General features: G+C 73.0%; 13 protein-coding genes. 7 read left to right on the forward strand and 6 right to left on the reverse strand.

The window, feature by feature from the left end; translation table 11 throughout:
* Nucleotides 1-29 precede the first annotated feature (29 nt).
* A complete protein-coding gene (locus tag ABID81_RS05890; RefSeq protein WP_354593888.1) occupies nucleotides 30-1,007 on the reverse strand; it encodes a helix-turn-helix transcriptional regulator in 978 nt (325 codons plus the stop codon).
* A 317-nt stretch (nucleotides 1,008-1,324) separates the two neighbouring features.
* On the opposite strand from ABID81_RS05890, the gene ABID81_RS05895 reads away from it, so the two are divergent.
* Nucleotides 1,325-2,362 (forward strand): aldo/keto reductase, encoded by a 1,038-nt coding sequence (locus tag ABID81_RS05895; RefSeq protein ID WP_354593889.1) that lies wholly within the window; start codon nucleotides 1,325-1,327, stop codon nucleotides 2,360-2,362.
* Nucleotides 2,363-2,738: 376 nt separating this feature from the next.
* Here the strand turns inward: ABID81_RS05895 and ABID81_RS05900 are convergent, their stop codons facing one another.
* Both ABID81_RS05900 and ABID81_RS05905 read right to left on the reverse strand, forming a co-directional pair.
* On the reverse strand, nucleotides 2,739-3,584 hold the full coding sequence (locus tag ABID81_RS05900; protein ID WP_354593890.1) for a TspO/MBR family protein: 846 nt from the start codon (nucleotides 3,582-3,584) through the stop codon (nucleotides 2,739-2,741).
* Nucleotides 3,585-3,695: 111 nt separating this feature from the next.
* Nucleotides 3,696-4,157: a DUF3817 domain-containing protein gene (locus ABID81_RS05905; protein ID WP_354593891.1), complete on the reverse strand. Its 462-nt coding sequence runs from the start codon at nucleotides 4,155-4,157 to the stop codon at nucleotides 3,696-3,698.
* Nucleotides 4,158-4,196: 39 nt separating this feature from the next.
* Here ABID81_RS05905 and ABID81_RS05910 point away from each other — a divergent pair, with 39 nt between their 5' ends.
* Complete coding sequence (locus tag ABID81_RS05910; RefSeq protein ID WP_354593892.1) at nucleotides 4,197-4,328, forward strand: hypothetical protein; 132 nt, start codon at nucleotides 4,197-4,199, stop codon at nucleotides 4,326-4,328.
* 8 nt (nucleotides 4,329-4,336) lie between these two features.
* Nucleotides 4,337-5,014, forward strand: coding sequence for an SDR family NAD(P)-dependent oxidoreductase (locus ABID81_RS05915; protein WP_354593893.1), 678 nt, complete (start codon nucleotides 4,337-4,339; stop codon nucleotides 5,012-5,014).
* 275 nt (nucleotides 5,015-5,289) lie between these two features.
* Here ABID81_RS05915 and ABID81_RS05920 read toward each other — a convergent pair whose 3' ends face one another.
* Together ABID81_RS05920 and ABID81_RS05925 are read right to left on the reverse strand one after the other, a co-directional pair.
* The gene (locus tag ABID81_RS05920) at nucleotides 5,290-6,309 is read right to left on the reverse strand and encodes an FAD-binding oxidoreductase (RefSeq protein ID WP_354593894.1); all 1,020 of its coding nucleotides are present in this window, start codon (nucleotides 6,307-6,309) and stop codon (nucleotides 5,290-5,292) included.
* Nucleotides 6,306-6,884, reverse strand: coding sequence for a molybdopterin-dependent oxidoreductase (locus tag ABID81_RS05925; RefSeq protein WP_354593895.1), 579 nt, complete (start codon nucleotides 6,882-6,884; stop codon nucleotides 6,306-6,308). Before ABID81_RS05925 ends, ABID81_RS05920 begins: the two co-directional genes overlap by 4 nt.
* Before the next feature lie 164 nt (nucleotides 6,885-7,048).
* On the opposite strand from ABID81_RS05925, the gene ABID81_RS05930 reads away from it, so the two are divergent.
* The 4 genes from ABID81_RS05930 (at nucleotide 7,049) to ABID81_RS05945 (ending at nucleotide 10,806) form a co-directional block, all read left to right on the forward strand.
* Entirely contained in the window at nucleotides 7,049-7,669 is a 621-nt protein-coding gene (locus tag ABID81_RS05930; RefSeq protein ID WP_055976080.1) for a superoxide dismutase, read from the forward strand.
* A 187-nt stretch (nucleotides 7,670-7,856) separates the two neighbouring features.
* A complete protein-coding gene (locus ABID81_RS05935) occupies nucleotides 7,857-9,116 on the forward strand; it encodes a sensor histidine kinase (protein WP_354593896.1) in 1,260 nt (419 codons plus the stop codon).
* Nucleotides 9,113-9,850, forward strand: a complete 738-nt coding sequence (locus tag ABID81_RS05940) for a response regulator (protein WP_354593897.1) — start codon at nucleotides 9,113-9,115, stop codon at nucleotides 9,848-9,850. Before ABID81_RS05935 ends, ABID81_RS05940 begins: the two co-directional genes overlap by 4 nt.
* Nucleotides 9,847-10,806 carry a hypothetical protein gene (locus ABID81_RS05945; RefSeq protein ID WP_354593898.1) on the forward strand — a complete coding sequence of 320 codons (960 nt, stop codon included), beginning with the start codon at nucleotides 9,847-9,849 and terminating at the stop codon, nucleotides 10,804-10,806. Before ABID81_RS05940 ends, ABID81_RS05945 begins: the two co-directional genes overlap by 4 nt.
* A 115-nt stretch (nucleotides 10,807-10,921) precedes the next feature.
* Here ABID81_RS05945 and ABID81_RS05950 read toward each other — a convergent pair whose 3' ends face one another.
* Nucleotides 10,922-11,599 carry a ScbR family autoregulator-binding transcription factor gene (locus tag ABID81_RS05950; RefSeq protein ID WP_354593899.1) on the reverse strand — a complete coding sequence of 226 codons (678 nt, stop codon included), beginning with the start codon at nucleotides 11,597-11,599 and terminating at the stop codon, nucleotides 10,922-10,924.
* Nucleotides 11,600-11,762: the final 163 nt, after the last annotated feature.

Raw genomic sequence — 11,762 nt, forward strand, 5'->3', positions numbered from 1 at the left:
GGTGCGAAGCCGGGGTCGAAACTCACCCGTCAGGCCTCGAGGGTGTCGCGGGGTGAGCGCCCGAACTCGGCCGTGTACTGGGCCGCGAACCGCCCCGGGTGCGCGAAGCCCCAGCTCAGGGCGATGCCGGCGACCGTGTGCCCGAGGGTGGGGTCGGCCATGACGAGGTCGCCGTGCGCCCCCCGCAGCCGGGCCCGCCGCAGCTCGGCCATGGGGGTCGAGTCGAGGTGACGGCGGAACGCCAGTTGCAGCGCCCGAGGGGTGACCCGGGCCGCCTCGGCGATCTCGACGACGCCGATGTCGTCGTGGGCGTGCTGCTCGATGAACTCCCGTGCCCGGCGGACGGTGGACGGCAGGGGGGCCTGCCCGTCGCCGCCGAGCACGACGACGTTGGTCTCGAACGCCTCGAGGTAGGCCGCGACGAGCGAGCGGAACGCCGAACCGCGGACGAGCGGGCTCGCCATCGCCGCGTCGTTGCGGATGACGTGCTCGTGCACGTGCGTGACGAGCTCCGACCAGTACCGGCCCATCGCAGGCGAGACCGCCTCGGTGGCCAGGGACCTCAGGCCACCGGGCGCGGAGAGCCGCATCGCCGCCAGTTCGTGCTCGACGGCGGCCCGGTCGAGCAGCACCTGGCCGAGGACGAGGTCGATCGACTCCATCGTCTTGGCGTCGTGCGAGGGGAAGGCGATGGGGGTGCCCGGGGCCACCCGGATCTCGTGGCCGCGCGTCGAGAGCGACAGGCGGCCCGCCATCACCCCGCCGGCCACCAGGAATCCCACGGGCTCGCTCTCGGTCAGCAGTCGACCCCGCCGGTACTCGAAGCGGCACAGGGCGAACCGGGTCTCGCCCGACACGGCACGGCTGTAGGTGAAGGGGTCCGGCCCCTCTCCCTCGAGTCGGGTGATCCGGTAGTTCTTCCGGATCAGGGCGTGCGCGACCTCGCGGTCGCTCGTCGACACGCTGCGGACGCGCGGATCGACCTGCGCCCCCAGGGGCGTCGTCACGGGGCGCTGTGGCGCGGGGCGCGGTGCGGCAGCGTGTGGTGCGGCGGGGTGCGGTGCGGCAGCGTGCGGTGCAGCAGGGTTCGGTGGGCGGCTGGTGGCTGATCCGGCGGGCGCTGTGGCCGCCTCGGCTGGTGATGACACGGTCGTTCCCCTCGGGTGGGACGGTGATCCGGGGTGGTTGGTCCCGGCTCGGTCGGGCCCGACGACGATGTCGGGCGACCATCTGCCGATTATCCACCTGACGAACCCGGAACACCCTGCGTCCGGGGGTCGCCACGGGCCCGGCGGCCTGCTCCGCACGCGCGTAGCGTCGGATCATGGACTACAGAACCCTCGGAAACAGCGGTGCCTCGGTGTCGGAGCTGACCCTCGGCACCATGACGTTCGGCGCCGAAGCCGACGAACCGACCTCTCACGCGATCCTCGACGCCTTCGTGGCGGGCGGCGGCACGCTCGTCGACACCGCCGACGTGTACAGCGCGGGCACGAGCGAGACCATCATCGGTCGCTGGCTGGCCGACCACCCCACCGACGCCGACCAGGTCGTCCTCGCGACGAAGGGGCGCTTCCCGATGGGTGACGGCCCCAACGACGTAGGACTCTCGCGGCGCCACCTCGCGAAGGCCCTCGAGGCGTCCCTCACGCGGCTCGGCGTCGAGCACGTCGACCTCTACCAGATGCACGCCTGGGACCACCTCACCCCGATCGACGAGACCCTCCGATTCCTCGACGACGCGATCAGCGCGGGCAAGATCGGCTACTACGGCTTCTCGAACTACCTCGGCTGGCAGGTGACGAAGGCCGTCGGTCGGGCCGAGGCCCTGGGCTTCGCCCCGCCGGTCACGCTGCAGCCCCAGTACAACCTGCTGGTCCGCGACATCGAGCACGAGGTCGTGCCGGCCTCGCTCGACGCGGGCATCGGCCTGCTGCCCTGGTCGCCGCTCGCCGGCGGCTGGCTGAGCGGCAAGTACGTCCGCGACCAGGCGCCCACCGGCGCCACCCGCCTCGGCGAGGACCCGAAACGCGGCATGGAGGCCTGGGAGGCGCGCAACGCGGACGAGCGCACCTGGACCGTCCTCGACGCGGTCACCTCGATCGCCACGGCGCACGACGCCTCGGCCTCGCAGGTCGCCCTCGCCTGGCTGCTGCGCCGGCCCGCGGTCACCTCGGTGATCCTCGGAGCCCGCTCGGTCGAGCAGCTCGACGACAACCTGGGCTCGTCCGACCTGGCCGCGGCCCTCACCGACGACGAGGTCGCCCGCCTCACCGCGGCGAGCGCACCCCGCGTCGACGACTACCCCTACGGCACGGCGGGCGTCGCCCAGCGCGACCGCAAGATCACCGGCGGCCGCTGACGAGGAGGCGCGCCGCGCCTCCCGCGGGCACCGCGCCTCCCGCGGGCACCGCGCGTTCCGCGGGCACCGCGCCTCCCGCACGCACCGCGCGTTCCGCACGACGCCAGGAGATGGGCACCGCGCCAGGTCTTCTCCTGGCGTCGTGCCCGTCTCGTGGTGCGGTGCGGCGTGCGGCGACACCGCCGACCGGGCATCCCGCCACGAGGTGAACAGTCCGCCACGACAATGCGTGGCGGACTGTTCACTTCGTGGCGGCGTGGCCTGCGGGCCGCGTGCCGCGGGCAGAGGGCAGTGGGCAGCGGGCCGCGTGCAGCGGTGGGCAGGCAGGGGTGCGCGGGCAGCGGTGGGCAGGCAGGGGTGCGCGGCGCGCGGGGGCTCAGCGTTGCAGTGAGGCGGTGGCCCCGACGCGGCCGCGCGCCACCCGCACGGCGATCGTGACGACGAGGACGACGGCGGCCGCCACGATCGCCGCCACCCCGGCGACCACGTTCTCGGGTTCGCCGGTCAGGCGGCCGACGGCGATCCACGCGAGCCCCCACGCCAGCGAGAGGGCCGGAGCGATGCGGCCCCGACCGGCGAAGGCCAGCACGACGCCGACGAGGGCGGCCACGCCGAGCACGACCGACGACCAGAACCCGGCGGCGAAGCCGAACCCGTCGAACCCGGCGTCGACCAGGCCGGCGGCGATGTTGGCGACGGTGGCCACGCTGACCCAGCCGAGGTAGAGGCCGAGGGTGCCGTCGGTGACGATCGCGTCGATCCAGCCCGACGACGCCGTGTGGAACAGGATGACGAAGATGCGCGCGAGCACGAGCAGCAGCGCGACGATCACGGCGGCACCGAGCCACACGCTGCCGAGCTGGACGGCCGCGAACAGCCAGGCCGCGTTGAGCAGCAGCGACGCCGCGACCCAGTAGCCGAGGCGGCGGTGCCGGGTGACGGCCCGCTGCCCGGGCAGCGCCTGGTGGATCGCGTAGGCGACGAGGCCCAGGTAGATGACGCTCCAGATGCTGAAGGCGGTCGTCGCGGGGGCGACGGCCGTGGCCGTCGCGCTCAGCGCGCCGCCCGCGGCGTCCGAGACCGAGACTCCCCCGAACGCGCCCGAGCCGTAGGCGGCCAGCACGATGGCGAGCACCGCGGTGACGACCACCACGATCTGGCGGACGACGTCGCGTGACGTCGCGGCTCCGGCGGGGGCGTGGGTGCTCGAGTTCGCGGTCATGCCGTGGACGCTAGTCGCGCCTCCGGTCCGATCTCTTAGTTGCTAAGAGGATTGCCAGGGAGGCGCGGTGCCAGTGCGCGGGGAGTCGCGCGGGAGGCGCGGTGCGGTCGGTCACCCCACCTGCACGGGCGGCCCGGCGGCGAGCAGCACCGCGAACACGACGACGACGGCCACGACGAGCAGCACCAGGGCGAGCACGAGGTGCCCGAGCATCCAGCGCAGCAGCCGGTCGAGGGGCCGTCGGTCACGGGGGTCGTCGGTGGCCGTGCGACGCCAGTCGCCGGAGAGCAGCCCGCGACGATCGATCCACCGCTCGACGGGCAGCGAGGCGAAGGGCACGACGGCGCTCGCCAGGGCGGCCACCGTCACGCCACCCGACCACCGCTGGTTCACGGCGACGACGACGCCCGCCACGAGGTACGCCAAGAACACGAACCCGTGGATGGGCCCGGCCACGCTCACCGGCCAGTCGCCGACCCGCACCGCGTACTTGAGGATCATCCCCACGATCAGCAGCGACCAGGTCACTACCTCGGCGACGGCGAACGATCGGAAGAGGGTGCGAGGTGACACGAGCTGCTCCTGGTGAGGGGGCCGACGGGGTACCCGACCATGGTCTCAGCCCGTGCCTGGACGGCGGCCGTCCGGGCGGCGACCGACGTGGCCGGGGAGGCGCGGGGCGACGCGACCACGCACCTCGCGTACCCCTCTTGCTGGGTGCCGACCCGCGCCTCCTCGTTTTGATGGGGCGCATGACGACACTCGCGATCATCGGAGCAGGCAAGGGGCTCGGCGCTGCCGTGGCCCGACGATTCGGCGCGGAGGGCTTCAGCGTCGCGTTGATCTCACGACACCAGGGACGCCTCGACGCGCTGGCCGCCGACCTGGGCGACGACGGCGTGACCGCCCAGGGCTTCACGGCCGACGTGCGCGACCCGGCGAGCATCGCCGCCGCGCTCGAGCAGGCGACCGAGCAACTCGGGCCGATCCAGGTGATGCAGTACAGCCCGCTGCCGCAGAAGGACTTCATGCGGCCCGTGCTCGAGACCATGCCGGCGGACCTGGTCGGACCGGTCGAGTTCTCGATCTACGGGCCCGTCGCGGCCGTCCACCAGGTGCTGCCCGGCATGCGGTTCCTGCCCGACGGCGGGGGCACCATCCTCTTCGTCAACGGCGGGTCCGCCGTCACCCCGGGCGCGAAGGTCACCGGCACGTCGATCGCGTTCGCGGGACTGACCGCCTACGCGCAGCTGCTGCACGACGAACTCGCCGACGAGGGCATCCACGTCGGCCAGCTGATCATCCCCGGCGGCATCGAGCCGGACAGCAGCGACAAGAGCCCCGAGGCGCTGGCCGAACTGCTCTGGCAGCAGCACGTCACCCGGGGCGAGTTCCGCACCACCGCCCCCGAGAAGGGCTCGCCGGCCTGACGCTGGGCCTGCTGACGGGGGGCTCTGGGTTCTGCTCGTCGCCCCGTGAACCCGGTTTCGAACCGTCAACCCGTTTCCTCGTGGGTTCATCGTTCGAAACCGGGTTCATCGTCGGGCGAGGATCGGCACGGCGCGAGCCGGGTCGGCGGCGGGCACGAACCCCGAAAACGAAGACGAACCCCGATTGATCGGGGTTCGTCTTCGCGTTCGGGGTTCTTCGTCGATCCGGCACGCGGGCGGGGGCAGCGGCGGGCCCGGCTCACCAGCTCGCGGGGTCAGACGCCGCCGAAGCGCTCGGTGCGGACGCGGGTCGGCGCGTGCCCGAGCTCGACCAGCCACCCGGCGACAGCCGCCACGAAGGAGTTCGCTCCGCAGACGTAGACCAGCGGGTGCTCGGACGCCGGCAGCACGAGCCGCTCGAGCTCGTCCCGCGTGAGTCGCCCCGCCGGCCGCCCGGGCCCCTCGGGAGCGACACGGCTGTAGACCCAGTCGACCGACAGGCTGCCGGGCCCGCGGCCACCATCCGACCCGAGGACCGTGCCGACCGTGCCGGCCGCGTCACCGCCGTCGGCGCCGTCGGGGCCGTCGGTGCCATCGGTGCCGTGGGCACCGGGCACCGCATCGGGCACCCCATCAGCCGAGGAGGCGCGCGCGGCTTCGTCGAGCTCCGCCACGAACCACCGCGAACCCGGGTCGCGCACCGAGGCGAGCAGCCGCATCGGGGGTGCGCCCCGGCCTCGTGCCCGCACCATCGCCATCAGGGGTGCGACTCCGGACCCGCCGCCGATCAACTGCACGGGGGCCGACGTCGGCGGGGTCGCTCCCTCGGGCTCGGGCAGCACGGCGTGGACGGCCGAGTCGGACTCGAACTCGGTGGGCGGCCAGACGAACCAGCCGCCGATCGGTCCGCGCACCTCGATCGGGTCGCCCGGTTCGGCGGCGTCGACCAGGTAGGGAGACACCTCGCCGTCGTCGAGCCGCTCGACGGTGACCTCGACCTGCGGGACCCGGCCCGCGCCTCCTGCGGGCACCGCGTCCGTCTCGGCCCCCGAGGCGCGGACGTCACTCAGCGAATACGAACGCACCGCCGTGTAACCGTCGTCGGCGGTCAGTCGCAGGTCGACGTGCTGGCCGGCCCGCGCCGGGCGCAATCCCGGCACGGCCAGCGTCAGCGACCGGCCACCCGGGGACCGCACCACCGTCGACACGATGGTGGCGGGCAACCAGGCGAACGCGGCACCGGCAGGGTCCGCCGCGCCTCCGGCAGGGTCCGCCGCGGACTCGGCCCCGCTCACGCGTACCGTTCTTCCTTCCACGGGTCGCCGTGGGGGTGGTACCCCATGCTCTCCCAGAAGCCGCGACGGTCGGTGGCCATGGTCTGGATGCCCTGCAGCCACTTCGCGCTCTTCCAGAAGTACAGCCCGGGCACGAACAGCCGGGCGGGCCCGCCGTGCTCGGCGTGCAGCGGCTGGCCCTCGTAGGTGTCGACCACCCAGGCCTTGCCCCCGAGCAGCTCCCTCAGCGGCAGGTTGGTCGTGTAGCCGCCGTGGCTGGTAGCCATGGCGTATTCGTGGGTCGTCTCGAGACCGTCGAAGAGGGTGTCGAGCGAGACGCCGCGCCAGTGCGTGCCGAGCTTCGTCCAGCTCGTGACGCAGTGGATGTCCGTCTCGATCGCCTCGTGCGGCAGGGCCTGGAAGTCGGCCCAGCTCAGCGAGCGCTGCCCGGTCTCGGTCGCGATCTGGAGCTCCCACCGCTTGATGTTCGGCGTCGGGCCGGCCGACAGCACGGGGAACCCGCTCTCGAGGTACTGCCCCGGGGGCAGTCGGGGGTCGGCTGCGCGCCGCCTGCCGAAGCCGGTGAATCCTGCCATGGTGCGCCTCCTCGGGGTGCGTCGCGGTGCCGCGCGTGCCCGCCAGCCTACGCACGGCCACCGACGCCGAGGGGCCGTGAGGCTGCGTCCGCGCTGGGAGAACCTCGACACCGGCATGGGTGGAGGTCGTACGGTGGATGCAGGTCAATTCGAAAGGACCCCACATGGCTGAGTACACCCTGCCCGATCTGCCCTACGACTACTCCGCTCTGGCGCCGCACATCAGCGCGAAGATCATGGAGCTGCACCACTCCAAGCACCACAACACCTACGTCACCGGCGCGAACACGGCCAACGCCGCCCTCGCCGAGGCCCGCTCGACGGGTGACCTGGCGAACGTCAACAAGCTCGAGAAGGACCTGGCCTTCAACCTCGGCGGCCACGTCAACCACTCGATCTTCTGGACGAACCTCACCCCCGAGACCAGCGAGCCCACCGGCGACCTGCTCGAGGCGATCGGCCGCGACTTCGGCGACCTCGAGAAGTTCAAGGCGCACTTCACCGCCACCGCGCTCGGCGTGCAGGGCTCGGGTTGGTCGGTGCTCGCCTACGACGTGCTCGGCCAGCGCCTCAGCGTCTTCCAGCTCTTCGACCAGCAGGGCAACGTGCCGTTCGGCCTCGTCCCCCTGCTGATGCTCGACGTGTGGGAGCACGCCTACTACCTCGACTACCAGAACGTGCGCGCCGACTACGTCAAGGCCTTCTGGAACATCGTGAACTGGAGCAACGTCGAGGCCCGCCTCGCCGCCGCGACGACCAAGACCGACGGTCTGATCACGCTCTAGTCCCACCCCTGCACCCCGCCGACGGCGCGTCCCCACCCGGGGGCGCGCCGTCGCCGCGTCGGCGGGGCGCGCCGTCGCGGCGTCACCGGCCGACGACTCCTCCCCACCCCCGGCGCGTTCGTCCTCAAGGATGAAAACCCCCGAGGAGGCGCGCGCGGCCCGTCGACCACGCCTTACGGTCGTCGACATGGACACCATCCCCGACGACCTGCGCACCTGGGTGCCGCGTCTCGCGGCCCCCGTCGCCGCCGTGGTCTTCGTGCTGCTGTGGACGATCGCCGAGGCCGGCCGGGGGAACCTCGTCGAGAACGTCGTCGTCTTCGCGCTCTTCGGCATCGCGATCGGCCTCTCCGTGTGGATGCCCTGGACGGCGATCGGGGTGCTGACGGTCGTGCCGGTCCTGCAGCTCGCAGGATGGGTGCAGCCCCCCACCGACACGACCTGGCCGACGTACCTCGCGATCGCGTTCGTCGCCTTCTTCGCGGCCTTCGCCCGGTCGGTCGCCGTCCGCCTGGTCGCCCTCGCCGCCGCCGGCCTCGCGTCGGGGCTCGCCGCGATCGCGATGGCCGTGCCCACCCTCGCCCGTCCGTACGTCTGGTCGTCGTGGGTCGGCGGCGGGCAGGGCACGAAGACCGACGTCATCACCCTGGCGGCCTCGCTGTTCGGCGCCGCCGCCGCGGCCTGGGCCGTCGGCATCTTCCTGTCGAGCGTGCTGCGGGTGCGCCGCATCGGGCAGGTGCTCGAGCGGACCGAGACCCGCTTCCACGAGACCGACGTCGAGCTGCGGCTCGCGCACGACCGGGCCCGCATCTCGCGCGACGTGCACGACGCGCTCGCCCACTCGCTCGCCGTCGTCGTGTCGCAGGCGCAGGGCGCCCTCGCCCTCTCGGCCACGCGCCCCGAGGTCGTCGACCAGGCGCTGCGCACCATCGCCGACGTCGGTCGCACGTCCCTGGTCGACGTGCGCCACCTGGTCGAGCGCATCCAGCAGGACGCCGACGACGCGACGCCCCGTGAGACCATCGCCGACCTCGACCGGTTGGCGACGACGATGCGCGACGTGGGCATGACCGTGACCCTGCGGCACCTCGGCGACGCCGCCGAGCTGCTGCCGTCGCAAGAGCTCGCGGTCTTCCGCATCGTGCAAGAGAGCCTGACCAACGCCCTGAAGCACTCCGGCTCGTCGTGCACAGTGGACGTCGCCCTCGACTGGCGCGGACCCGGCCTGGCGCTGCTCGTGACCTCGTCCGGCGACGAACCGCTCGTGGCCGCCCGCCGGGGCAGCGGCCGAGGCACGGGCATCGCCGGCATGACCGAGCGGGCCCGGCTCGCCGGTGGGTGGCTGACGGCGGAGCTCGACGACGACGGCGTCTTCGTCGTCACCGCGTTCGTCCCCACGCCCGAACCGATCGGCGTGCTGCAGTCCTGGACGGAGCGACCCGCATGACCGACGTCACGGGCGCGACGACGCGCACCGCGCCTCCTGCCCTGGTGAGGGTGGTCGTCGTCGACGACCAGCCGCTGTTCGCCTCGGGGTTGCAGATGCTGATCGAGGCGCAGCCCGACCTGGTCTGCGTCGGCACGGCCGTCGACGGGGCCGCCGGCGTCGCCCTCGTCGAGCGCGAGCGGCCCGACGTCGTGCTGATGGACCTGCGCATGCCCGTGATGAACGGCCTCGAGGCGACGACCCGCATCGTGGCCGAAGCGGGCAGCGACCCCGAGGCGGCCCCGCGCGTCGTCGCCCTGACGACGATCCAGCGTGACGAGGCCGTGTTCAGCGCGCTGAAGGCCGGCGCCTACGCGTTCTTGACGAAGGACGCGACGCCCGACGAAGTGCTGACGACGATCCGCGCGGCGGCGGCCGGCGAACCGGTTCCGACGGCGGCCGCGGCGCTCGACGTCGTGCACGCGTTCGCCGTGCCGACCCCGTCGCCGTCGCGGCGCACCGCGCCGCTCGACGTGCTGTCACCGCGCGAACGCGAGATCTTCCTGCTCGTGGCGCGCGGCCTGAGCAACGCCGAGATCGCCGAGAGCGCGTGGCTGAGCGAGGCGACCGTCAAGAGCCACGTGCGCGCGGTGCTGCAGAAGCTGGGCATGCGCAACCGGGTGCAGATCGTGGTCTTCGCCTACGAGAACGACCTGGTGGGTCCGGTGCCCGCCGACGAGAGGAACACCCGATGACCGACCACGAGAGCGTCCCGACGCGCACCGCCCCGTCTCGACAGCGACGGGCGAAGCGCGTCACGCTCGCCGCCGTGGTCGCGGTGGTGGCCGGGGTGGTCGCGTACGGCGTCCCCGCCAACGCCGCCTACGCCCTGCCCGACCTGCCCGAGAAGGACGTCGACGCGTGGACGATGCCGCTCGACCGGTACGTGACGCTCGGGTCGTCGTCGGTCGGCTACGCCGAACTGCTCGTCGTGCAGCCGTGCATGATCGACGCGGGCTACGACGAGTACGTGCTGCCGTGGCGCGACGTCGCGGCGGCCGATCGGGCCGACGAACTGTCGGTGAACGGTTCGCGGCGCCTCCGGGCGTTCGACCTGGCCACCGCCGAGGCGAGCGGCTACCACGCGGCGTCGGTGCTCGACCCTGGTGCCGCGGCGTGGTCCGAGTTCTCGCAGCAGACGTGGACCGACGAGAAGAGCGACCGCCTGACGTCGTGCCTCCGACAGGCGCGGGCCGAGGTGCCGGCCTTCGACCGTCTCTACGACTACTTCAACCTCACCCAGTCGCTCGTCCGCCTCAACAACGCGGCGTTCGAGGGCGCTCGTCACGACCCGGCGGTGACCGCCACCTGGGCCGACTGGCGCTCGTGCCTGCAGGCCGCCCGGGTCGGCGACGTCGCGTCGGACCCGTCCGGCATGCCGACGCGCGACATGGCCGACCGGTTCACGACGCTCGACTCGACGACGTCGCCGACGGACGACGAGATCGCGATCGCGACGGCCGACGCCCGGTGCCGTGAGAGCTCGGGCTACCGCGACGCCCTCTACGAGGCCGAGTGGCAGCGTCAGCTCACCGTGCCGCACGACGACGGCGAACTGCTGGCGCAGATCGACACCGAGGCCCTCGCCGCCGACGACGCCGCGGTCCGGCGCGTCCTGGACGAGCTCACGCCCCCGCGGCCGACGTCGTGACCGTCGCGCCCGGACGGGCGGTCGCCGAGACCGACGCGCCCCGGGCGGGCGGTCGCCGTGCGACCGTGATCGCGCGCCCCCTCGGTGGGGGACTGGAAAACCGGTCGTCCAGTATCTATCCTGGGACCGCAGAGGACACGTCGGGGGACGGGGGGACGTCCGACGGCCTGATCAGCGGGGGCAACGAGCTGGTCAGGCCCTCGCGACCGGGGGACACCACGGTCGGCAGCACGAACGCCCACATGTCGCGCAGCCGGTCGAAGAGGTCGGCCCGACCGGTCAGGGCCTGCGAGACGATGTGGACCCCGGCGTACGACCCGACGACGAAGCGGGCGACGCTCTCGACGTCGGTGTCGGCCCGGAAGTCCCCCTCGGCGACGGCGCGGTCGACGAGACCCGAGATCTGGGCCTGCCAGTCGAGGTACGGGTGCTCGACCCGGAGGTCCCGACTGGGCGACTGGGTGGTCAGGCGGATGCCGGCGGTCACGAGCACCTCGGTGGTCAACTGCGTCGCGAGCGACGCGCACGAGAGCATGAGCGCCTCGGCACCGCTGCCGGCGGCTGCCGACACCTGGTCCGCGTAGGCCCGCGAGAGCGAGTGCTGCTCGGCGATCACGGCGTTCGCCAGGTCGGCCTTCGACCGGAAGTGGAAGTACAGCGCACCCTTGGTCACCTTGGCGGTCTCGGCGACGAGGTCGAGCGAGGCCTCGCTGTAGCCGTGCTCGTCGAAGACGACGGCAGCACCTCGGACGATGGCGGCGCGGGTGGCCAGGGCGCGTTTCTGCTGGGGCATCGGGTGGGTTTCTCCTGCGGGTCGACACGATGCCCTGCGAGGCACCGCACGGCCTCCCCCCGTCGGCCGTTGCTCACGCTACCGGGGCGACCTGCGCCCTCCGGACGCACCCGGGGTACGCGTGGCGAAGCGTTTCGGGGTACGACCGACCGGTCCGCCCGCG

Origin of the sequence: Frigoribacterium sp. PvP054 (assembly GCF_040547465.1) — a bacterium.
Classification (GTDB): domain Bacteria; phylum Actinomycetota; class Actinomycetes; order Actinomycetales; family Microbacteriaceae; genus Frigoribacterium.

Coding starts and splice junctions, on each gene's coding strand:
- ABID81_RS05925 (WP_354593895.1), bottom strand. CDS start 6,884: ATGGCAGGATTCACCGGCTTCGGCAGGCGGCGCGCAGCCGACCCCCGA.
- ABID81_RS05900 (WP_354593890.1), bottom strand. CDS start 3,584: ATGACCGCGAACTCGAGCACCCACGCCCCCGCCGGAGCCGCGACGTCA.
- ABID81_RS05895 (WP_354593889.1), top strand. CDS start 1,325: ATGGACTACAGAACCCTCGGAAACAGCGGTGCCTCGGTGTCGGAGCTG.
- ABID81_RS05915 (WP_354593893.1), top strand. CDS start 4,337: ATGACGACACTCGCGATCATCGGAGCAGGCAAGGGGCTCGGCGCTGCC.
- ABID81_RS05910 (WP_354593892.1), top strand. CDS start 4,197: ATGGTCTCAGCCCGTGCCTGGACGGCGGCCGTCCGGGCGGCGACCGAC.
- ABID81_RS05950 (WP_354593899.1), bottom strand. CDS start 11,599: ATGCCCCAGCAGAAACGCGCCCTGGCCACCCGCGCCGCCATCGTCCGA.
- ABID81_RS05935 (WP_354593896.1), top strand. CDS start 7,857: ATGGACACCATCCCCGACGACCTGCGCACCTGGGTGCCGCGTCTCGCG.
- ABID81_RS05945 (WP_354593898.1), top strand. CDS start 9,847: ATGACCGACCACGAGAGCGTCCCGACGCGCACCGCCCCGTCTCGACAG.
- ABID81_RS05930 (WP_055976080.1), top strand. CDS start 7,049: ATGGCTGAGTACACCCTGCCCGATCTGCCCTACGACTACTCCGCTCTG.
- ABID81_RS05940 (WP_354593897.1), top strand. CDS start 9,113: ATGACCGACGTCACGGGCGCGACGACGCGCACCGCGCCTCCTGCCCTG.